This is a genomic window from Fodinibius salsisoli, from assembly GCF_026229185.1.
GTDB lineage: Bacteria > Bacteroidota > Rhodothermia > Balneolales > Balneolaceae > Fodinibius > Fodinibius salsisoli.
The window spans coordinates 249,845-269,835 of sequence record NZ_JAGGJA010000005.1 but is presented as its reverse complement, the minus strand read 5'-3'; the positions used below and the strand labels follow the sequence as shown (position 1 = coordinate 269,835).

The following is a 19,991-nucleotide window of genomic DNA, read 5'->3' as shown; positions in this document are numbered from 1 at the left end:
ACTGGATAAAAATAATAGAAGTCAGTACGCCATGTAAGACTATTTATAATCAGTATAAATAATGAAAGGGCTCAGTAGATAAGACTGTTTGAGAATCAAACTAATGCCTGGCAACATACCGGCTACAGGCCACCAGCCCCCCAAAAACAAGAATTAATGATCTATTTACTAAATAATGCCTACCTCTCGCAGAAGGTTTAACGTCCCCTCCAGCTGTTGAAGCTGCTCGTAATCATAATCAGGACTTAACTTCAATGCTTTCTTAGACTCCAACATATATTCCGGCAGTGCCACTTCCTCAATGACGGGATACTCATTTACCGATTGGGCCGCATATTCCTGGGCCTGTTTAGAAAGCAAAAAACTCAAAAATTCTGCCACGAGCTCTGGATCATCAGCCGTTTTTAGCTGTGTAGCCCCCGTTACGAGTGCTAAATTACCGATATCTCCATTTTCAAAATGATAAGTTTCAATATTGGCATCCGGATTAGGTTCATCTTCTCCGTAATGTTCATGATCCTCAAAATATCCTTCCTTACCACCATACTTAGTCTGTATCACGTAATAGTGATTAGTGAGGGCAACATCAATTTCACCGCCTAAAATAGCCTGCACCATAGGGGTATTCGAACTGTATGATTTGGGATCGAGTTCACTCATATTATTGAGCCATGCGCGTGCTACCTCATCCCCCTTCGTTAACCGCATGGTAGTCAGGAAATCATAAAAGCTGGAATAGGTAGGCGTCCAACCGATCCGGCCCTCAAACTTCTTAAAAGCGTTTATATCCATAACCGAAGAAGGAAGCTCAGTACTATCAACTGTTTGGGGATTATATGCCAAAACGCGGTATCGAACAGTTATAGGAATCCACTTTCCGGATGTTGACGTAAAGCTATCCGGTTTATTCAACAGTGAATCGGGCAGTGTTTCAAGCAGCCCCTGTTTTGAAGCAGTAGCCAGCGCCCCGGTGGTATTGGCCCAATATAAATCGGCCGGACTTTGGTCGCCCTCCTCATTAAGAACTGCCAATAATTCAGCGTCATTGCCATAGCGAACTTCTACATCAATACCTGTTTCTTCTTTAAAATCAGTCACAAGCTGATCGACTAATGCCTGGCTTCTTCCCGAATAAACAATCAGCTGATCAGTATTGCTTTGAGAACAAGTGCTGGTTAAAATAGCAATTCCCAATAATGCCACTATCTTTGAAAGATGGATTTTCATATTCATATAACAATATTCACTTGTCATTTATATTTTGTCAGTATGATCTACTGGCTATTAATGTTCAACCTTAGCAGTAACACCTCCTGCAAATTAATTAGATTCATTCTAATTAAGAAAGCGAAAGTATCGAATTAATTATACAATGACCAACAAAAATACACCTATCGGCATTCTTGGGGCAGGCATTACGGGACTCTCAATAGCTTATGGTCTTCATAAAAAAGGTATACCCGTTACGGTCTATGAAAAATCTAACCAGGTTGGCGGAGCCATTAAGACGATCCAGGAAGATGGCTGGCTTGTTGAAGAAGGTCCCAATACCCTCATGGTTAAATCGGAACAACTGTGGAAGTTATTGGATGAGCTGGACCTTCAAAACCAAATTATTGAAGCAAATACAAAGGCTAAACGTCGGTTCATTGTTAAAGATAGTCAGCCAGTGGCACTCCCATCGTCTATTTCTGCCTTATTGCGAACTTCTCTGCTTACCACTGGGGCTAAAGTGAGGCTTCTCAAAGAACCTTTCATCTCTCCCTCCCAAGATGATGATGAAACCATTGCCCGCTTTATCTCCCGAAGACTGGGACAAGAACCGCTTAATTATGGAATCAATCCTTTTGTTTCCGGCGTCTATGCCGGAGATCCCGCAAAACTTTCCATCAGACACACCTTCTCCTCCCTCTGGGAAATGGAGCAAACACATGGTTCACTTTTAAAGGGGATCATCAAAAAGAAAAAGCAACCGGACACTATCAAGAGGAAGCTATTGTCATTCAAGGATGGGAACCAAACCCTTCCCCGGTCATTGGCAAGTGTGTTACCCAATATAAAGACTTCCTGTGAGATAACTTCAGCTAACCAAAGAGACGCTGTGTGGCAGCTTAACGGTCGCGAGGAAGGTACCCCTATGCAGGCAGAACATGACATCATTATCCCAACCTTACCGGCCTACCAGCTTGCTTCTATTTTTGATGATTCATCCTTCACCCCACTTTCGGACATCCCCTATGCTCCCCTAAGCATAGTTGCACTTGGTTTTAAAAAAGAACAAATACATCACCCACTGGATGGTTTTGGAATGCTCATACCGGAAGTAGAACCCTTCCAAACTCTTGGAGTATTATTTTCATCCACTCTTTTCAGCGATCGGGCCCCGGAGAACCATCACTTGCTCACCTGTTTTATCGGGGGAGCCCGGTATCCTCATCTGGCTCAAAAATCAAAGGCTGAGTTGTTAAAATATCTGCTTCCGGAACTGGATCAGCTTCTGGGCATTGAGGGTAATCCTGTTTTTACCCATCATACCTTTTGGCCCAAAGCCATCCCTCAATATAATGTAGGATATGAGCAATATTTATCGGCTATCAAAAACCTCGAAAAGAAATCCCCCGGCCTCTTTATTAATGGAAATTTTCGAGGCGGTGTATCAGTCCCTGACTGTATCTTCTCAGGTTTAGACACCGCAAATAAGGTTGCCGATTATTTAAAATAATAGCCTGTTTTTATGCATGGGAAACTCCGAATTCCCTCAAAAAATTCGTACCTTCAGGCCTGATACATTCAACGTATTTTTGTTACGATAATCGCAATAAACTGATTTACGCATTATGGCCAACGCTTTTTTTGAAATCCGTGAACCTGAGAACGAACCGTATCTCTCATTTGCCCCAGGCACTCCTGAACGTGACGAGCTCCGGGCAGAAATCGACCGATTAAAAAATATGGAAGTAGAAATTCCAGCCATCATCGGGGGTAAAGAGGTTAAGACAGATCATCAGCAGGATGTGGTGATGCCTCATAACCATCAGCACAAGCTGGCTACTGTTCATTTGTGTGGAGAAGAAGAAGTACAAATGGCCATTGATGCCTCCCTCGAAGCTCGCCAAAAGTGGGCCGATCTCCCCTGGGAAGAACGGGCTTCTATTTTTTTGAAAGCAGCTGATCTTGTCGCTGGTCCCTACCGAAACACCATGAATGCCTCTACCATGCTGGGGCAATCCAAGACGCCGCACCAAGCGGATATTGAGGCGGCCGGTGAATTCGCTGACTTCCTGCGTTTTAATGCGTACTACCTGCAAGAAATTTATCGCGATCAACCTTACTCCCCAGATGGCATGTGGAATAGGATGGAATACCGTCCGCTGGAGGGATTCATTTTTGCCGTTACCCCCTTCAACTTCACCGCCATTGCCGGAAACTTGCCGCTTGCCCCCGCCCTCTGTGGTAATGTTGCCCTCTGGAAACCAGCAACGTCTTCGGTCTATTCCAGTTACTATATCATGAAAATTCTTAAAGAAGCCGGTATGCCGGATGGCGTTATAAACTTTTTACCTGGAGAAGGGGCCGATGTGGGTGATCCTGTAATCCAAAATGAACACCTTGCAGGCCTTCACTTTACAGGATCTACCGGAACCTTCCAACACTTGTGGAAAAGTATTGCGGAAAACATTGAGACCTATAACACTTATCCCCGCATTGTAGGAGAAACCGGTGGTAAGGATTTTATTTTTGCCCATCATTCCGCCGATGTAGACGCCTTGGTCATAGCAGCTATTCGGGCCGCTTATGAATACCAGGGACAAAAATGCTCTGCGGCCTCCCGAATGTATATCCCGAAGTCTATATGGCCGGAGTTTGAAGAAAAATTCCTGGATGAAGTCAAAGATGTAAAATACGGTGATATAGAAGATTTCAGTAACTTTATGGGCGCTGTTATCGACCAAAATGCTTTTGACAATATCTCTTCCTATATCGATTACGTCAAAGAATCAGATGACGGAGAGATCCTTTTTGGTGGTAACTATGACGACTCTGAGGGGTATTTCATTGAGCCTACCTTGGTATTGGCGAAGGACCCTCATTTCAAAACCATGGAAGAAGAAATCTTTGGTCCCGTCCTCACCGTTTATGTGTATGAGGATGAAGATTTCGAAGAAACCCTGGAGCTTTGTGATACCACCTCACCCTATGCACTGACGGGTGCGATCTTTTCTCAAGACCGATATGCACTAAAGCAGATGGCTGACTATCTACGTCAGGCAGCGGGTAACTTTTATATTAATGACAAACCCACGGCCGCCATTGTTAACCAGCAACCTTTTGGCGGGGCACGAAAATCCGGAACAAACGACAAAGCCGGTAGTGCTGCCAACCTTATGCGCTGGCTTTCAGTTCGGTCAATTAAGGAAACCACGGTTCCGGCCAAAGACTGGACCTATCCTTACATGGGGGAAGAATAAAAGCCATTCTTTACAGCTAAGTAATAAGAAAAGGCCCGATCTTTTACGACCGGGCCTTTTTTAATATTACGCTCAGTAGTTAATTAGTTAGACGATTCTTCAATCCCCAGATCTGTTTTAAGCTGGGCCAAATTGTCTTTGAAATCCTGCAGTTGATCCTGAAGGTCCGTTTTTATTTCTTCGAAATTCTCAACAGAGCCTGATTTCACCTTTTGATAGGTTTCTTCAAGTTGCGTTTTTTGGTCTTTCAGGTCATTCCAGCGTTCCTGCAGCCCAGGCTCAAGCTCTTCAGATTGATTATCTATGGCCTGCTGCACCTCCTCCATTTCCTGATTTAATGCTTGCTGTTGCTCACCCACTGTACTGACAAACTCTTCCTGCATAGAGCTCAAGGCCTCTTCTGCAGAATTCATAGCATTTTCGGTTGTCTGCTCAGCACTTTCTTGCATCTTATTCATTTCATCCTGCGATTTTTGACTACAAGATGAAAATACAATTCCCACCATTAGCATAACAACTGCACATGTTATCCGATTCATATCATTAACTGATTTATTAAAATTATTGAATGCAACAAATACTCCATTCGTTATTCCCTGTAACTTTAAATCATAATAGATGTTCCATCTTTAAAAGTTTATAATTTTAGCTGCTTTTTTGTAACATAGAGTCCTCTTTACAATTAGATTTTAGACTATGATTATTAGCATTTTAGGTTGCGGATGGCTGGGCCTGCCACTGGCAGAAATACTCCGTAATAAAGGCCATATTATTAAAGGCTCCACCACAGATCCTGATAAATTGGAAATTTTAAAAGGAAAACAGATTGATCCCTATTTTATTAATCTGGAACCAACCCTTAATGAAGATGCGGATGACGGTTTCTGGGACGCCGACCTCCTTATCTTAAACATCCCGGCCGGCCGAAGGCGAGACAATGTGGAAGAGTTCCATCCGAAGCAGATTGCTGCTGTAATAGAAAAAGTCAAAAAGTCCCCTATTGATTTCGTCATTTTTGTAAGCTCTACATCGGTTTACCCCGAGCGTCCCGGAGTTGTTACAGAAAACGACACCGTTGCTGGTAAGGCCGTTCGATCAACAGGAAATGCGCTTATCGAGGCTGAAAGCATCCTCATGTCAGAGTCCAGCTTCAAGACTACTGTTCTTCGATTTGGCGGACTCTATGGATATGATCGACACCCTGGTCGCTACATGTCGGGACGCAAAAATTTGGATAAGGGAAATGCCCCTATCAATTTTATTCACAGAGACGACTGTATCCAGATTATACAGCAGGTTATTGACGAAAATATTACCGGCGAAGTTTTTAATGCAGTCACCGATGGACATCCGCCTAAAAAATTATTCTATCCGGCTATGGCAGAAGCTCTGGGACTTGAGAAGCCCACTTTTAAAGATGAGGATATTGAAGACTATAAGCTGGTATCCAATCAAAAATTAAAAGATAAGCTTAATTACGAATTCAAGTATCCCAATCCGATGGATATTTAATCTGCTCCGGCCCCTCTGCCAGCAAGCCAACGCAAAAAATATATATTATGAAATCCAAAATACGTCATTACGAAGCCGCCGATATAACCGTTGAATATGATCAGGAGCGCTGCATCCACGCTGCTGAGTGTGTCAAAAGTTTACCTTCGGTTTTTAATCCTGATAAAAGGCCATGGATACAGCCTGAAAACGCAGAGAGAGCTCAAATCCAGGAGGTTGTCCGCCACTGTCCTACAGGAGCCTTAAAATTCCAGGATACAGATCATGATGAACAGCCAGAACCGCAAAATGCAGTTATTATTTCACCCGATGGTCCTGTCTATCTCCGTGGGGATATAGAAGTACAAAATGCCAGCGGCGAAACGCTCCTGAAAGACACGCGCTTGGCTTTATGCCGCTGTGGCGAATCACAAAACAAGCCGCTGTGTGATAATTCGCATCAAGACATCTCTTTTGATGCCCCGGCTGCTTTCGACATAGAAAAACTGAAGCCTGTAGATGGTGAAGAGCATAAGGGGGCCCTGGTAATTAAACTGATGAAAAACGGTCCGGCCCTGGTGGAGGGCAGTTACCAGGTCTATTCAATAGCAGGACAACCAGCCCGCAGTTCCAAAAATATTGCTTTATGTCGCTGTGGTGGCTCAACCTCCAAACCTTTTTGTGACGGCACACATAAAGATATCGACTTTAAAGGCTAAATTAACTGGTGGTATAAAAAAAGTATCCCATGCACAAAATATTTCTATTTATTGGGTCTATTGCCATGGCATTGGCTGTTACTCTGGGTGCTTTTGGTGCACATGGACTTAAAAAAACATTATCCGAAGAAATGCTCACCATCTTTGAAACGGGTGTTTCCTATCATTTTTACCATGCCATCGGTTTGTTAATTGTGGGGGTGGCAGCACGTTTCCTTCCGGCCTCAAGCTTACTTTCATGGTCGGGTTGGCTGATGGTCGCCGGCATCCTCATTTTTTCCGGAAGCTTATATTTGCTTTCCATAAGCGGTATTCGCTGGCTCGGTGCTGTCACACCTGTTGGCGGGCTCTGTTTTATAGCTTCCTGGATTCTCTTCGCAACTGCTATCTGGAAGAGTATGTAACCATTTAGAGCTTCCTGTCACTACAAAATTCATACTTGCAGTTTCCATTCATTATTATAACTTAACATTAATTATAAAAAGACTTCCTAAGCTGTAAAAGAGGGCTTTTTTTATTCTACAGGCACGATTCGTTCATTTTGGACGTTAATACTTCTTGGTTGAATGGAATTTGCGAACTATGAGAAGAATAATTCAAAAAGAAAAACAATTTTTGCTTGTAGTATTGTTATGGCTGTGCCCTATATTCTTAAATGCCCAAAATGAAGTGAGTCGAGAAATAAACTCACTCAAGGGTATCCAGGCCATGGGTTTTTCAGTTAATTATGAAGCAAACGTCTCGTTGACACAGAAGGGCGAAATTAAAATTACCTCTCTGCAACAGATGGGAGAACAAGCGCTAAAAGATGGAGAAATTACGCTTATATCGACAGAAGAGCTGAAACAGTCCGATCAATACCCTCTGCTTCATATGCATATTAATGCTATGGATGTCGGTCGCGGGCTGGTTCCATTTTCTATCAATCTATATTTTTATCAGCCTATTAAACTTGTACTAAACCGAGACTTACGAACAACAGCCAGCACATGGGAGAGTGGTACTCTTGGTATTGCCTCTTACGATCGGTTACAGCTAATACCTGAAGCGGCGGAAGGCTTACTTAACGAATTTATTACCGACTATAACAACATCAACCGATAGTTTATCAAGATGTTGTTTCAGTAACAACCAAAGCCAATAACTTTTAGAAACACAGATATACATGAACTTAAAAGAATTTCGAAAATTTTGTCTCTCATTCGACGGTACATCTGAAGGTTATCCCTTTGATGAAGAAAATATTGTTGCATTTAAAGTGATGGACAAGGTTTTCGCAACCGCCGATGAAGATAGTTTTGACGGCATTAATTTAAGATGCGACCCAGTTAAGGCTTCTATGCTCCGGAACCTTTATAAAGAAGTGCAACCCGGTCAGCATACGGATAAACGCCACTGGAATACGGTTGATCCCAAGGGGGCCCTTGATGATGAGCTTATTGAAGAGTGGATTAAAGATTCTTACAGTCTGGTGGTAGAAGATCTGCCTCGCAAAAAACAGAAAAAACTGGAAAAAATGGCCAAAGATTAAAGGCTTTCTCCCCTTACAAACAAACTTTTAATACGGTGGAGACTCTTCTTTTCGAAATTCCATACAAAATCGAACTGCCCCAAAATAAATCCATACAGTAAGAATAGCAGTTGATAAGAGGGAAAAACGACTAATACCCATGCAATTGCTTCGATCCAAAGAGGAGTCTCTGCATTAAATCCCAGCCAGACAAATACCCATTTACGTACATACAGTGCGGACATCCCCGTCACGGAAAAAATAAATAAGATAAGCAGCAGGCCGCCATAAGTCTGCACGCCCCACCGCTTCATCAATTTTTCAATTAAGTTGCTCATCTATCCGTTGCTTAATGCAGATTTTATCGACTGGCCTGCAGCCTGTATCGTATCATCCAGCTGTTCTTCTGTCAGTGAATTTGCTAAAAACCATGACTCAAATGGTGATGGAGGTAGATAGATACCTTGCTCCAACATCTTGTGATAGAAATGCTTAAATAGCGTTTCATCGGTGGTTCGGGCTGTAGTGAAGTCTACAACTTGCTCTTCGGTAAAAAAGACGCTAATCATAGAACCTACGCGATTGATATGAACCGAAGCACCATGATCCTCAAACTGCTCTTGCAAGCCCGTATATAAGTAGGTGGTCTTTTCTTCCAGCTCATCGTAATGGAGCGGGTTTTCCTGCAATTCAGAAAGCAAAGCATAGCCGGCAGCCATAGCCAGGGGATTGCCCGATAAGGTTCCAGCCTGGTAAACCGGACCATCCGGAGAAACAACCTGCATCACTTCTTTCTTTCCGCCAAAAGCACCTACCGGCAAGCCGGCGCCAATAATTTTGCCATAAGTCACAAGATCTGCTGAAACCCCATAACGTTCCTGGGCTCCCCCTTTGGATACGCGAAATCCGGTCATCACTTCATCAAAAATAAGCACCGTATCATGGGCATCACAAAGTTCTCTAAGTCCGCTAAGAAAACCCTCACGTGGAGGAATACACCCTATATTACCAGCCACAGGTTCCACGATAATAGCCGCTACCTCATCTTTATATTCATTCAGCAGCTGTTTCACCGAGTTCAGATCATTGAAGTCTGCGGTGAGTGTATCTTTGGCCGTACCTTTGGTCACCCCGGGACTGCTCGGCGTGCCAAGCGTCAGTGCACCGCTGCCTGCATTGATAAGAAAAGAGTCGGCGTGACCGTGGTAGTTTCCTTCAAACTTGATAATTTTATCCCGGCCGGTATATCCCCGGGCTACACGGATGGCGCTCATGCAAGCTTCCGTACCGGAATTGACCATGCGGATTTTATCAACGCCGGGCACCATCTGTTTAACTAATTCTGCCATCTTTACCTCAATCTCTGTGGGTGCGCCGAACGAAGTGGATTGTGCTGCCGTTTCTTGCACCGCCTTAATCACCGGCTCATAGGCATGTCCTAAAATCATCGGTCCCCAAGAGCCCACATAATCGATATATTCTTTGCCGTCAACATCGGTCAGGATGGAACCTTTGGCCTTCTTAAAAAAGACCGGCGATCCGCCGACGGAATTAAAGGCGCGTGCCGGAGAGTTAACACCGCCGGGGATAAATTGCTGTGCTCGTTCAAATAGTTTTTCACTGGTTTCTAACATAATGGTTTCTAATAACTCATTCATTGTCATTTCGAGGGCAACGAGAAATCTTTTACAATGCTGATCCGTTTTATAAAAGATCTCTCCCTTCTGGTCGAGATGACTATTCTTTTATTTACTTTCTATTCAATAATTTCGATGCTTGTTTCGCAAAATAGGTAGCAATCAGGTCCGCGCCGGCTCGTTTAAATCCAATCAATGTTTCGAGCATTACTTCTTCTTCATCCAGCCAGCCCTTTTCAGCAGCGGCCTTTAACATAGCATATTCGCCAGAAACATTATACACCGATACGGGTACTGATACGTTTTCTTTGACGGCTCGAATTACATCCATATATGGCAGGCCTGGCTTTACCATAACGATGTCGGCCCCCTCTTGCTCATCCAGCTTAGCTTCTTTGATGGCTTCTTGAACATTCGCCGGATCCATTTGGTATGTTTTTTTATCACCAAAACCCGGAGCCGAATCCAAGGCATCACGAAATGGACCATAGTAGCTGGAGGCGTATTTTGCACTGTAGGCCATAATACCGGTGTGAGTAAATTCGGCTTCATCCAGAGCTTCGCGCATAGCGCCAATACGCCCATCCATCATATCCGAAGGCGCCACCATATCGGCACCAGCCTCGGCATGGCTTACCGCCACCTTTGACAATACCTCAACAGAGGCATCGTTCAGGATCTCTCCGTCTTCCACAATACCGTCATGCCCGTAGCTGGAATAGGGATCCATGGCAATATCGGTCATTACCAACATCTCCGGAAACTGTTCTTTAATCGAACCTACGGCCCGCTGCATCAAGCCTTCCGGGTTAAGGGCCTCTGTACCTTTATTGTCTTTCTTTTCATCGGGGACTTTAGCGAAAACCAGGACCGACTGAATTCCTGCCTGCTGTAATTCATCAACTTCATCAAGCAACAGGTCTAGTGTATAGCGATAGTAATCGGGCATAGAAGGAATCTCTACCTTCTCATTTTTACCTTCCATCACAAAAACAGGAGCAATAAAATCAGCAGGCTTAAGATTATGCTCGGCTACCATTGCTCGTAATGCCTTAGTTGTGCGGAGCCGTCGCCCGCGAATATATGGAAATTGTCCGTGTGCCATAATTATTTGACCGTTGGGGCGTATCGCGATACGCCCATAAATTTTATAGTATTAATTTAAAATATTTTCTTTTTCACCATATTCGATCCAGTCGATGGGATTTTCCAACCGATCTATAAGGTACGCTTCCCGGCTGTCCTCTTCGGGAATAAAATCGTAATCCCACCGAACGCGAGGCGGTAAACTCATTAAAATAGATTCTGTCCGTCCTCCTGTTTTAAGGCCAAACAAGGTACCACGATCGTGGATCAAATTAAACTCTACATAACGGCCGCGCCGAATTTCCTGAAAATAGCGCTGTTCTTCGGTATAAGATTCATCTTTACGGCGGTCAACAATCGGACTATAACTTTCGAGGAAAGCACTTCCCACTTCGGTCGTAAACCGGTACCAATCTTCTGCTGACCGCTCTTCCGTTGGACGCAGGTAATCAAAAAACAGTCCACCGACACCCCGCCCTTCAGACCGGTGCTCATTGTAAAAATAGTCGTCACACTCTTTTTTAAATTTGGGATATAGGTCAGAGCCATGTTCATCACATGCTGCTTTAAGCACGCTGTGGAAGTGCACGGCATCTTCATCCCACAAATAGTACGGCGTCAGATCAGCACCTCCACCAAACCAGCAGTCCCGCACTTCGTTCATGCTTGCATCATCATAAAGCTCAAAATAGCGGAAGTTAGCATGAACCGTTGGCACCATAGGATTTAGGGGATGCAAGACGAGCGATATTCCTCCGGCCCAGAACCAGCCCTGCTCTACGTCGAACCGCTTGCGTATCACAGCGGGCAGCTCTCCATGCACAGCAGAAATGTTGACTCCCCCTTTTTCAAAAACACTGCCCTTTTCGATGACGCGGCTGTGTCCTCCTCCCCCGCCTTCGCGATTCCAGTCGTCATGACGAAACCGGGCGCCCTGTTCGTATTCCTCCAATTTATCACAAATTTCGTCCTGCAGGTTTTGGATGTACGATTCAAACCGTTCTTTGATTGAAGGCTCTTTAGAGTCCCCCTTCGAAGGGGGCGCAGGGGGATGATCTTCAATCCATTTTTTTATAGATCTCTCAACATTTTTGAGGTCATTCATTATTTCATCATCCGTAAACCGTAGAACAGTAAACCCCTTTTCTTCGAGCTCTTTTTGTCGATCTAAATCTTTGTACCACTTCCGCTCCTTTTCATGAGTATATCCGTCAACCTCAATGATGAGCTGAAGCTCTTTGCACATAAAGTCAGCAATATAGCTCAACACTGGTCTCTGACGTAAAAAATTGTACCCCAACATGTTACCAGCTCGTAACAACTCAGCCCAAAGTCGAACCTCAGCTTTTGTAGAGTCCTTTCGAAGCTTTCTTGCAAGCTCTTTTAGATTTTTATTGTAACCGTAGTTATTGTTTTCAACTGACATATCTCATTTGCTTTGGGTCATCCCCCTAATCCCCCTTCAAAGGGGGACAAATTTCGTGTTCTATTCAGATTCATATTCTTTAACGGCATCTACAAAGGCGCGGGCATTATCAACCGGAATATTCGGAAGGATACCGTGCCCGAGATTTGCAATGTAATTCTGAACGCCAAATCGATCTATCATTCGTGTTGTCTGGCGCTGGATCTCATATGTAGGCATCATCAGTCTTGAGGGATCAAAATTTCCCTGCAACACGATATCTCCGCGCGTGGCTTCTCGACCATACTCGGGAGTGATCGTCCAGTCAAGGCCAAGTGCTGCGGCCTTACTTTTAAAGCTCAACCGCTCCAGTGCATACCAGCTGCCCTTTGCAAACAGGATCATGGGGACCTCATCAATGGCATCGCAAATCTCCATCAAATACGGCATTGCCCATTCGTTAAAATCCTCGGGACTCAACAGTCCGGCCCAGGAATCAAACAGCTGCACGGCCTGTGCCCCCGCCTTGATCTGTGCCTTAAGGTAATCAATGGTGGCCTTAGTTAGTTCTTTCATTACGTGCCGCGCCGCATCAGGATGCTGATACATAAACGCCTTGGCTTTGGCAAAGTTTTTTGAACCCTGTCCCTGCACCATATAACAGAAGAGCGTCCAAGGAGCGCCGGCAAAACCAATCAGTGGAACGCGCCCGTTAAGCTCTTGACGAGTCAGTGTGATGGCTTCCATCACATGATTCAGCTTCTGCGGAACATCTTCCGCCAAAATTGCAAAAGCATCATCTACGCTTCGGATGGGATTGTCCATCACAGGCCCTTTGCCCTTAACCAAGTCAACATCTATACCCAATGCTTGCGGCACGGTTAGGATGTCCGAAAAGATAATGGCAGCATCCGGTTCTAACTCATCAATAGGCTGGATGGTAATTTCACAAGCCAGTTCAGGCGTTTCCACGCGTTCAAAGAAGGTATATTTTTTACGAAGTTTCATGTACTGCGGAAGATACCGTCCCGCTTGCCGCATCATCCACACCGGTGGGCGTTCAACTTCTTCACCGCGAAGGGCTCGTAATAATAAATCATTCTTTAACTCGGGAAAATCGTTGCTCATAAATACTTTTCTTTAAGCCACTGATCTACACAGATTTAAACTGATTAATCCGTACTATTTGTGGAAATATATGGTTAAACACTTTCTGTTTTATTAAAAATGTAGTCTGATACCGTTCGCAACAACACTTCTGTATCCGGTTGTTTGGCAATTTCTATATGCTGATCAGTTTGCTCTTTCAATGCCTTGGCCGTCGTCGGGCCGATTGCAAATAAGGGGGGCAACTCATCTTTAAAGCCTTGACCACGGGCAAAACCTTCTACCGCACTGGGACTATAAAAAAGGATTCCACTTATGGGGTTTTCAGGCATATGAACCGCATTAATAATCGTTTCATACACTTCCAGTTCAATCACTTCAATATGCTCCTCTGAGAGCCCGTTCGTCATTTCATCGCGACTCAGGTTGCCATGGAAATAGATCACCGAGTCAATTTTTCCCTCCCGGATAATAAGTTCTGCTAAATGCTTGCCATCCTGGGTACGAGGAATCTGGGCATTAAGTCCTAACTTTTGAAGTGCATCCCGGGTTTTGGCCCCTACCGCAAAAAGCTGCGTTTCAGGACGGGGTTGTAGTCCCGCTTCCATAAGCTCTGCCAGGGCTTTAACCCCGTTGGCACTGGTAAACACCCAATCCGATTTGGGATTATCAGTGATAGTCTTTAAAACCTGATCCCAGTAATTGGGGAAGCTAAAGGATAATGCTGGTTCAATGATCGGTTCCAGCCCCAGAATCCGTGCATATTCAAGTTGCTGCGCAGATAAAGGTCGCGTAACTAAAATATTCTGTTTGTGTTGTCTCATTGATCGCTGATTAACCTGATTGATCGATTTCACTGTTTATCTCTGATTTCACTGAAATTAATCAGCTATATCAGCGTAATCTGATTCATCTGCGGTCAGATTTCATCTCTTCAATAACTTTGATGGCTCCCTGGCTGAGCAAGTCTTGCGCGGCAGCGTGACCTAAGTCACTGGCTTCACCGACGGCTACTGTTTCCTCATAGTCGTATCGTTCACTTCCATCAAGGGTGAGTGCAACCGCCTTAAAGTGTACCTGACCATCCTCAATAAAAGCATACGCACCGACCGGAGCGCTGCATCCCGCTTCCATATCGTGCAAAAAGTCTCGTTCAATGGTCGTACAAAGTGCGGTTTCATCGTGATTGAGTGCCTCAATAATTTCCTGCATATTTTCATCCTCTTCACGAATCATCACGGCCATGGCCCCCTGTGCGGCAGCCGATACCATCCAATCGAGATATTGACTGATATGATGTCCGAGGTCAATCCGTTGTAGGCCTGCCGCTGCAAAAATCGCTCCGTCCCAGTCGTTATCCTCCACTTTCTTAAGACGCGTGTTCACATTGCCACGAATATCGACCACTTCGTGATGGGGATAGCGGTGCAGCCATTGGGCGCGGCGACGATTACTGCCCGTTGCAATCGTTGCTTGGTATGAGGTGTCATCCAAAAAATCGGTACCGCCGGGGGCTACCAAAGTATCACGCGGATCTGCACGATCAAGAATGGCCCCTACTTTTAGCGGAAGTGGGTTTTCGGTAGGCAAATCTTTAAAAGAGTGAACCGCTATATCAACCTGCCCGGATAGCTGAGCTTCATCCAGAGCTTTGGTAAAAACGCCTTTGCCTCCCATCTCAGTAAGCGGCGTGGAAAGGTCCAGATCTCCTTCTGACTTTACAAAAACCAGCTCTGTTTCATGACCCTGCTTCTGAAGCTTTCCTGCTACTTGTTTTGCCTGCCAGGTCGCCAGCTGGCTATCCCGGGTACCAATACGAATTGGAGACTTACTCATTATCTTTTTTCTGCGTCTCAAGTTTAAACATATCGTGCACAACCTGCGTTACCTGCTCAGACTCATGATGGTCGCGCAGGTGCTCAATAGAATAAGCAGCAATCTTGTTCACAATGCGTCGGGTTAAATTTTCGACTTTGTCTTTATCCGTATCCGAAATTTTATTCTTAAAAAACTCGAACTCATCTTCCCGGATGGTATCGAACTTAGAAGTCAGTGCCTTAATAGTAGGCACCACTTTTTGTTTGCTGAGCCAATTCTGATAGTCCGTGAGCTCATCATCAATAATCTTTTTCACGATCGGGATGGTCTCTTCTCGCCGGCGATAGGCTTCGTCGGTAACATCCGTAAGGAAGTCCATATTTGCCAAATCCACAAATTTTAAATCTCCGATCTCCGGATCGATATTTCGGGGCACTGACAGATCTACCAACACCTTAAATGATGGATTCAGGATGGACGGCTTCATATCATCGAGGGTGACTACCGGCTGCTGTGCTCCCGTTGCCACAATAATCAGATCAGCTTCGGCAATATTTTCTGGAAGCTTCTCCATGTCAGCCACTTCCAGGTCAAACTTATCAGCCACAAATTCTGCACGGTCGCGGGTCCGGTTGATCAGCGTCAACTTCCGGGCACCGAGGTTAATCAGATTTTTGCATGTTACTTTGCCGATCTTTCCGGTTCCTACCAGCAGGATATCTTTATCGGCCAGGTTATCGAATGTTTCCACAGCAAATTTGACGGCAGCATAGGCGGTTGTAGCAGCGCCCTCGCCCAGTGAAGTTTCGTTCCGAGATCGTTTGTGTGCCCGAAAAATATGCTGCATCAGGCGATGCAGCTCACCGCCTACCGCATCCAGGTTACTGGCAAACTCATAGGCTTCTTTAACCTGATTAACGACCTGGACATCGCCCAAAATCTGCGAGTCGAGCCCTACGCTTAGCTGAAACAGATGCTGTACCGCAGGGCGACCTTCTTTTTCAAATCCATAATTATGAAATTCATCAAGTTTGGCATTTGAATAAGCTACCAGTAGCCGGATCAATTCCTGGGGAGATACATTCTGAGCAAAAATCTCGGTGCGGTTACATGTTGAAACCACAAACAAGCTTTCAAGCCCTTCTCGGAGCGCTGCTTCAATGAGCTCTTTCTTCTGAATTTCACTCAGGCTAAACCGCTCACGAATATCAATAGTGGCTTCCCAGTGGTTTACACCGACCACACAAAAGTCTGATATTTTAGGAGGATTAACGGACATCAACTAAGCTGAAACCTTTTTTGATTCTGTCTCTGATTTCGTATTCACATCCAGTATGTGATTCAATTTATCAAGGGCCTCATCGGCCAACGCCTGAATAAAAGCAGGATGATCGTTTATACCGGACATAACTTTAAGGTTCTCAAATTCAAAACCTTCTTCTTCCAAATCTTCTTTGAGCTCAACACCCAATTCATACAGCGTTTCAATATGATCGGTGACAAAGGCAACAGGAATCATCAGAAAATTCTTAATCCCATATTCCAGGTGCCGTTCAACCAACTCTGCTGTGTTGGGCTGAGTCCATTTTTGGGGACCTACTTTGGATTGGTAGCCAAGCCAGTACTCATGATCATAGCCCCGCATCTCCATAATAGCTTCCATTGTTTGATTTATTTCGGCAGTGTAAGGATCTCCGCTTCGCACTTCCAGCTTGGGTGTTCCGTGGGCACTGAAGATAAAATGTGTTTTATTGCGGGTCTCTTCATCCATCGCTTCCAGGGCCTCATCAATCCGCTCATTCATTGATCGCAGATATTGAGGGTTCAGGTGGTAATTCTTGACATGGAATTCTTTCCACGGAGTCTGATTTCCAAATTTTTCCTCGCGCTTTGTCTCCCAATCCCGAAAGCTACTGCCTGTGGTTGTCCATGAAAACTGTGGATACAACGGCACCATAACAGCGTGTGTAATGCCATCTGCCACCATATCATCCATCGTGGTGTCCGCAAAGGGCAACCAATAACGCATGCACGTATATACCTTAACGGATTCATCTGGCAGCTCTTTCTTCAGATACTTTTCTACTCCCCGTCGCTGCTTTTCTGTAAGACTGTTGATTGGCGAGCAGCAGGTAGACTTAACACTATTTTTCCGATTGAGGCAGTGCTTGCTGCCCATACAACCCCGCGGACATCCATTAATTTCTTCATAATCTTCCTGAACACTTGGCGCCCTGAATTTGGATATCAGTTTGGCAAACAGGTCCTGCACTTTTCCGCCCCCCATTTTTATGATATCCTCATCTCTAAATAGGTTGTAAAGAAAAGGCCTGACAGCATAATCGGCTGTCGGTCCGCCCAAATTCATTAACACAATACCAATACGTCGTTCCTCTGTGGACATCTTAACTGATCTTTTGCGTTTTATTTATCAGGAAGCAACAACCATACAAATCTGTTTTGCATAGCTTCCAACATATCATGCTAAAGAAACCAATCCTTTGTGAAGAGAATTTGAAGAAAAGCCGCTCCATTTTATTTAGAACAAATCTACATGCTGAATTCATCCTTTAGCCAATTCAAACCAAAACTTTGTACCTTTACCCACTTTACTCTCGACTTTGATATCAGTGCCATGGGCGGTAAGGATACTCTTAACGACCGCAAGTCCCAGCCCGGTGCCGCCTTTATCGCGTGATCGTGCCTTGTCGGTTCGGTAAAACCGGTCAAATAGCCGATCGAGGTGTTCTTCTGAAATGCCGATCCCGGTATCCGCCACCTCAATTTTGACCCCATCCCCCTCTTGCGCATAATGCAGGCTCACCGTTCCGCTATTTGTGTATTTCAGGGCATTGGAAATCAGGTTATCCACTACCTGTTCTATTTTACCGGGATCACCAACGGCCACACATGAATGTTGATCAATTTGGAGGGTGATACTCTTTTGATCGGCGCTATCTGCATGCCATTCAATCATATGCTCTGCAATTTCTGACAATTCAAACCGCTGAGGTTCAATAAAGTATTCATCCGAATCATAGCGCTGTAGCGTTTTTAGGTCTTTAAAAAGATGCGAAATCCGATCCGTCTGCTTTTTGGCCGTCTGAATATATTTTTCTTTCTGGTTGGCAGATATTTTTTCCAGCTCAAGCATTTCAAGTGCAGCAGAAATAGTATGTAACGGATTCCGTATTTCGTGGGTAATATCAGCAAAAAACTGGCGCTGTTTTTCGGCAAATCGTTTAATTTGGCGCGTATCTTCACGAAGCTTAAACGCCATTTGATTCAGGGAGGTTGCCAGTGTACCAAACTCGTCTCCACGTTTCAGGTCAATCTCTCGATCTACCTCGCCCTCGGCAATATCCTGGGCCGCATTTTTAATCTGGGTAATGGGTTTGGTGAGGTAACGAGACATCCAAATACTCACCACGATGACCAGTCCAATGGAAATGAACATTCCGTAATAGATAATCCACCGGATCGTTTTTATGGGAGCATAAATTTCATCTTTTAATTGTGCTGCCTGCAAATATTGTCGAGTACCAGTATTACTGACAAGTTGAATATAGCTGGTCAAATACTCTGAATCGCTATTCCGGGGTAAGAGTGCGAGATTATCCCGTGCCTTTAAACTTGCCATAATACCCTCAGGTAAATGCTGGTAAGGAGCATAGTCGGATTCATTCGGTTTATAGGAAGTGACCAGCTGCCCGGAAGAGTCATAAAGCGCAAGCTGGTAACCGGAAATACGGGCGGCCTGTTCAAAATGAGCAGTAAACTGGCTCCCTTCATCCAGATTGGCAACTGTTACCGCCAGCCATCGCGTTTCTTTACTCATCTCACGGCGGCCTTCTTCCAGCAGGTAATCCCGAATAAACAAAATAGCATAACTACTGATGGAGGTTATGCCGAAAATCAGTAAAAGAATGAATGTCCATGCCAGTTTTGAACGAATCTTCATATCACTGATTAAGCAGATTGTTTGATTAAACTGATTCTGAAATCAACGTTATTAATCCGGGCCATCAGATTCATCAGCGGTCACACTTTCACAATTTCACGGTTCAACCCGTAGCCAATGCCCCGATAAGTTTTAATGACTTTGCCCGCCTTGCCCATCTTTAACCGTAAATTTTTGATATGCACATCTACCGTTCTGTCAAATACAAATCGATCTTCCTCTGTAATATGCTCCAAAATTTCCTGCCGCGTATATACCCGTTTGGGATTTTTATAGATCAGTTCGATGAGTGTGTACTCAGTGGAGGTAAGCTCAACCTTCTCGTTATCAACGAATAGCTCTTTGGCATCAGTATCCAGATAGGTTTGGCCGTATTGCAACCAGTTCGCTTTTTGGGGATTCTGCCGTCGTAACAGTGATTCTACGTGGGCCTTAACAAGATTTAAGCTCGCGGGTTTGGGGATGTAATCATCAGCCCCCAACTCAAGGCCTTCAATTTCATCCTGCTCCTCATCCTTTGCCGTTAGGAAAATGACCGGGATATCATTTAGCACCGGATGTTTGCGTATATGGCGACAGATTTCTTTGCCATCTACATGGGGAACCATAATATCCAAGATAGCAAGATGAATTTCACCGGCGTGCTGCTCAATGAGTTCCAGTGCCCGGTTCCCTTCATGGGCAACCAGCACCTCATAATCATTCATCTCCAGGAAATTGGCCAGCATTTCAGCTGATTCTTCTTCATCTTCTACTAATAAAATGCTATGTCTGGGTTTCACAACAAA

At 44.6% G+C, this 19,991-nt stretch carries 20 protein-coding genes; 7 read left to right on the top strand and 13 right to left on the bottom strand.

Translation table 11 applies throughout. The features are described from left to right. Window positions 1-168: 168 nt before the first annotated feature. Complete coding sequence (locus J6I44_RS09400) at window positions 169-1,233, bottom strand: iron ABC transporter substrate-binding protein (RefSeq protein WP_265765828.1); 1,065 nt, start codon at window positions 1,231-1,233, stop codon at window positions 169-171. A 139-nt stretch (window positions 1,234-1,372) separates the two neighbouring features. On the opposite strand from J6I44_RS09400, the gene hemG reads away from it, so the two are divergent. Together hemG and pruA are read left to right on the top strand one after the other, a co-directional pair. Beyond that, window positions 1,373-2,722 (top strand): protoporphyrinogen oxidase, encoded by a 1,350-nt coding sequence (gene hemG, locus J6I44_RS09395; RefSeq protein WP_265765827.1) that lies wholly within the window; start codon window positions 1,373-1,375, stop codon window positions 2,720-2,722. Between the two features lie 115 nt (window positions 2,723-2,837). Beyond that, a complete protein-coding gene (gene pruA, locus J6I44_RS09390) occupies window positions 2,838-4,469 on the top strand; it encodes an L-glutamate gamma-semialdehyde dehydrogenase (RefSeq protein ID WP_265765826.1) in 1,632 nt (543 codons plus the stop codon). Window positions 4,470-4,552: 83 nt separating this feature from the next. Here the strand turns inward: pruA and J6I44_RS09385 are convergent, their stop codons facing one another. Beyond that, a complete protein-coding gene (locus J6I44_RS09385) occupies window positions 4,553-5,008 on the bottom strand; it encodes a hypothetical protein (RefSeq protein WP_265765825.1) in 456 nt (151 codons plus the stop codon). Window positions 5,009-5,165: 157 nt separating this feature from the next. Between J6I44_RS09385 and J6I44_RS09380 the strand changes: the two genes are divergently transcribed. The 5 genes from J6I44_RS09380 to J6I44_RS09360 all read left to right on the top strand — a co-directional run bounded on the left by J6I44_RS09380 (window position 5,166) and on the right by J6I44_RS09360 (window position 8,210). Further along, window positions 5,166-5,981 (top strand): SDR family oxidoreductase, encoded by an 816-nt coding sequence (locus J6I44_RS09380; protein WP_265765824.1) that lies wholly within the window; start codon window positions 5,166-5,168, stop codon window positions 5,979-5,981. A gap of 47 nt (window positions 5,982-6,028) precedes the next feature. Then, a complete protein-coding gene (locus J6I44_RS09375) occupies window positions 6,029-6,679 on the top strand; it encodes a CDGSH iron-sulfur domain-containing protein (protein WP_265765823.1) in 651 nt (216 codons plus the stop codon). Window positions 6,680-6,708: 29 nt separating this feature from the next. Further along, the gene (locus tag J6I44_RS09370; RefSeq protein ID WP_265765822.1) at window positions 6,709-7,083 is read left to right on the top strand and encodes a DUF423 domain-containing protein; all 375 of its coding nucleotides are present in this window, start codon (window positions 6,709-6,711) and stop codon (window positions 7,081-7,083) included. A 178-nt stretch (window positions 7,084-7,261) separates the two neighbouring features. Continuing rightward, window positions 7,262-7,783: a hypothetical protein gene (locus J6I44_RS09365; RefSeq protein ID WP_265765821.1), complete on the top strand. Its 522-nt coding sequence runs from the start codon at window positions 7,262-7,264 to the stop codon at window positions 7,781-7,783. 61 nt (window positions 7,784-7,844) lie between these two features. Continuing rightward, a complete protein-coding gene (locus J6I44_RS09360; protein WP_265765820.1) occupies window positions 7,845-8,210 on the top strand; it encodes an MmcQ/YjbR family DNA-binding protein in 366 nt (121 codons plus the stop codon). Here J6I44_RS09360 and J6I44_RS09355 read toward each other — a convergent pair. The 11 genes from J6I44_RS09355 to J6I44_RS20840 all read right to left on the bottom strand — a co-directional run bounded on the left by J6I44_RS09355 (window position 8,207) and on the right by J6I44_RS20840 (window position 19,985). Next, window positions 8,207-8,527 carry a DUF6787 family protein gene (locus J6I44_RS09355; protein WP_265765819.1) on the bottom strand — a complete coding sequence of 107 codons (321 nt, stop codon included), beginning with the start codon at window positions 8,525-8,527 and terminating at the stop codon, window positions 8,207-8,209. The genes J6I44_RS09360 and J6I44_RS09355 overlap by 4 nt on opposite strands. After that, window positions 8,528-9,826: a glutamate-1-semialdehyde 2,1-aminomutase gene (hemL, locus tag J6I44_RS09350; RefSeq protein WP_350356690.1), complete on the bottom strand. Its 1,299-nt coding sequence runs from the start codon at window positions 9,824-9,826 to the stop codon at window positions 8,528-8,530. It lies immediately after the preceding gene. Between the two features lie 112 nt (window positions 9,827-9,938). Next, window positions 9,939-10,931 carry a porphobilinogen synthase gene (hemB, locus tag J6I44_RS09345; RefSeq protein WP_265765817.1) on the bottom strand — a complete coding sequence of 331 codons (993 nt, stop codon included), beginning with the start codon at window positions 10,929-10,931 and terminating at the stop codon, window positions 9,939-9,941. 51 nt (window positions 10,932-10,982) lie between these two features. Beyond that, window positions 10,983-12,338, bottom strand: a complete 1,356-nt coding sequence (gene hemF, locus J6I44_RS09340; RefSeq protein ID WP_265765816.1) for an oxygen-dependent coproporphyrinogen oxidase — start codon at window positions 12,336-12,338, stop codon at window positions 10,983-10,985. 60 nt (window positions 12,339-12,398) lie between these two features. Beyond that, the gene (gene hemE / locus J6I44_RS09335; RefSeq protein WP_265765815.1) at window positions 12,399-13,445 is read right to left on the bottom strand and encodes a uroporphyrinogen decarboxylase; all 1,047 of its coding nucleotides are present in this window, start codon (window positions 13,443-13,445) and stop codon (window positions 12,399-12,401) included. Between the two features lie 74 nt (window positions 13,446-13,519). Continuing rightward, a complete protein-coding gene (locus J6I44_RS09330; protein WP_265765814.1) occupies window positions 13,520-14,248 on the bottom strand; it encodes a uroporphyrinogen-III synthase in 729 nt (242 codons plus the stop codon). A gap of 85 nt (window positions 14,249-14,333) precedes the next feature. Beyond that, a complete protein-coding gene (gene hemC, locus J6I44_RS09325; RefSeq protein WP_265765813.1) occupies window positions 14,334-15,260 on the bottom strand; it encodes a hydroxymethylbilane synthase in 927 nt (308 codons plus the stop codon). Continuing rightward, window positions 15,253-16,521 (bottom strand): glutamyl-tRNA reductase, encoded by a 1,269-nt coding sequence (gene hemA / locus J6I44_RS09320; RefSeq protein ID WP_265765812.1) that lies wholly within the window; start codon window positions 16,519-16,521, stop codon window positions 15,253-15,255. The genes hemC and hemA overlap by 8 nt, the downstream gene beginning before the upstream one ends. A gap of 3 nt (window positions 16,522-16,524) precedes the next feature. Further along, a complete protein-coding gene (hemH, locus tag J6I44_RS09315; protein ID WP_265765811.1) occupies window positions 16,525-17,646 on the bottom strand; it encodes a ferrochelatase in 1,122 nt (373 codons plus the stop codon). 159 nt (window positions 17,647-17,805) lie between these two features. Beyond that, a complete protein-coding gene (locus J6I44_RS09310; RefSeq protein ID WP_265765810.1) occupies window positions 17,806-19,203 on the bottom strand; it encodes a sensor histidine kinase in 1,398 nt (465 codons plus the stop codon). 80 nt (window positions 19,204-19,283) lie between these two features. Further along, the gene (locus J6I44_RS20840; protein WP_265765809.1) at window positions 19,284-19,985 is read right to left on the bottom strand and encodes a response regulator transcription factor; all 702 of its coding nucleotides are present in this window, start codon (window positions 19,983-19,985) and stop codon (window positions 19,284-19,286) included. Window positions 19,986-19,991: the final 6 nt, after the last annotated feature.

What these genes read in the sequence shown, in the direction of transcription:
- hemF (WP_265765816.1), bottom strand. Translation starts at nt 12,338, where the DNA reads ATGTCAGTTGAAAACAATAACTACGGTTACAATAAAAATCTAAAAGAG.
- J6I44_RS09310 (WP_265765810.1), bottom strand. Translation starts at nt 19,203, where the DNA reads ATGAAGATTCGTTCAAAACTGGCATGGACATTCATTCTTTTACTGATT.
- J6I44_RS09375 (WP_265765823.1), top strand. Translation starts at nt 6,029, where the DNA reads ATGAAATCCAAAATACGTCATTACGAAGCCGCCGATATAACCGTTGAA.
- hemB (WP_265765817.1), bottom strand. Translation starts at nt 10,931, where the DNA reads ATGGCACACGGACAATTTCCATATATTCGCGGGCGACGGCTCCGCACA.
- J6I44_RS09355 (WP_265765819.1), bottom strand. Translation starts at nt 8,527, where the DNA reads ATGAGCAACTTAATTGAAAAATTGATGAAGCGGTGGGGCGTGCAGACT.
- hemC (WP_265765813.1), bottom strand. Translation starts at nt 15,260, where the DNA reads ATGAGTAAGTCTCCAATTCGTATTGGTACCCGGGATAGCCAGCTGGCG.
- J6I44_RS09330 (WP_265765814.1), bottom strand. Translation starts at nt 14,248, where the DNA reads ATGAGACAACACAAACAGAATATTTTAGTTACGCGACCTTTATCTGCG.
- J6I44_RS09380 (WP_265765824.1), top strand. Translation starts at nt 5,166, where the DNA reads ATGATTATTAGCATTTTAGGTTGCGGATGGCTGGGCCTGCCACTGGCA.
- J6I44_RS09365 (WP_265765821.1), top strand. Translation starts at nt 7,262, where the DNA reads ATGAGAAGAATAATTCAAAAAGAAAAACAATTTTTGCTTGTAGTATTG.
- hemG (WP_265765827.1), top strand. Translation starts at nt 1,373, where the DNA reads ATGACCAACAAAAATACACCTATCGGCATTCTTGGGGCAGGCATTACG.
- hemE (WP_265765815.1), bottom strand. Translation starts at nt 13,445, where the DNA reads ATGAGCAACGATTTTCCCGAGTTAAAGAATGATTTATTATTACGAGCC.
- J6I44_RS09400 (WP_265765828.1), bottom strand. Translation starts at nt 1,233, where the DNA reads ATGAATATGAAAATCCATCTTTCAAAGATAGTGGCATTATTGGGAATT.
- hemA (WP_265765812.1), bottom strand. Translation starts at nt 16,521, where the DNA reads ATGTCCGTTAATCCTCCTAAAATATCAGACTTTTGTGTGGTCGGTGTA.
- J6I44_RS09370 (WP_265765822.1), top strand. Translation starts at nt 6,709, where the DNA reads ATGCACAAAATATTTCTATTTATTGGGTCTATTGCCATGGCATTGGCT.
- pruA (WP_265765826.1), top strand. Translation starts at nt 2,838, where the DNA reads ATGGCCAACGCTTTTTTTGAAATCCGTGAACCTGAGAACGAACCGTAT.
- J6I44_RS09360 (WP_265765820.1), top strand. Translation starts at nt 7,845, where the DNA reads ATGAACTTAAAAGAATTTCGAAAATTTTGTCTCTCATTCGACGGTACA.
- J6I44_RS09385 (WP_265765825.1), bottom strand. Translation starts at nt 5,008, where the DNA reads ATGAATCGGATAACATGTGCAGTTGTTATGCTAATGGTGGGAATTGTA.
- hemH (WP_265765811.1), bottom strand. Translation starts at nt 17,646, where the DNA reads ATGTCCACAGAGGAACGACGTATTGGTATTGTGTTAATGAATTTGGGC.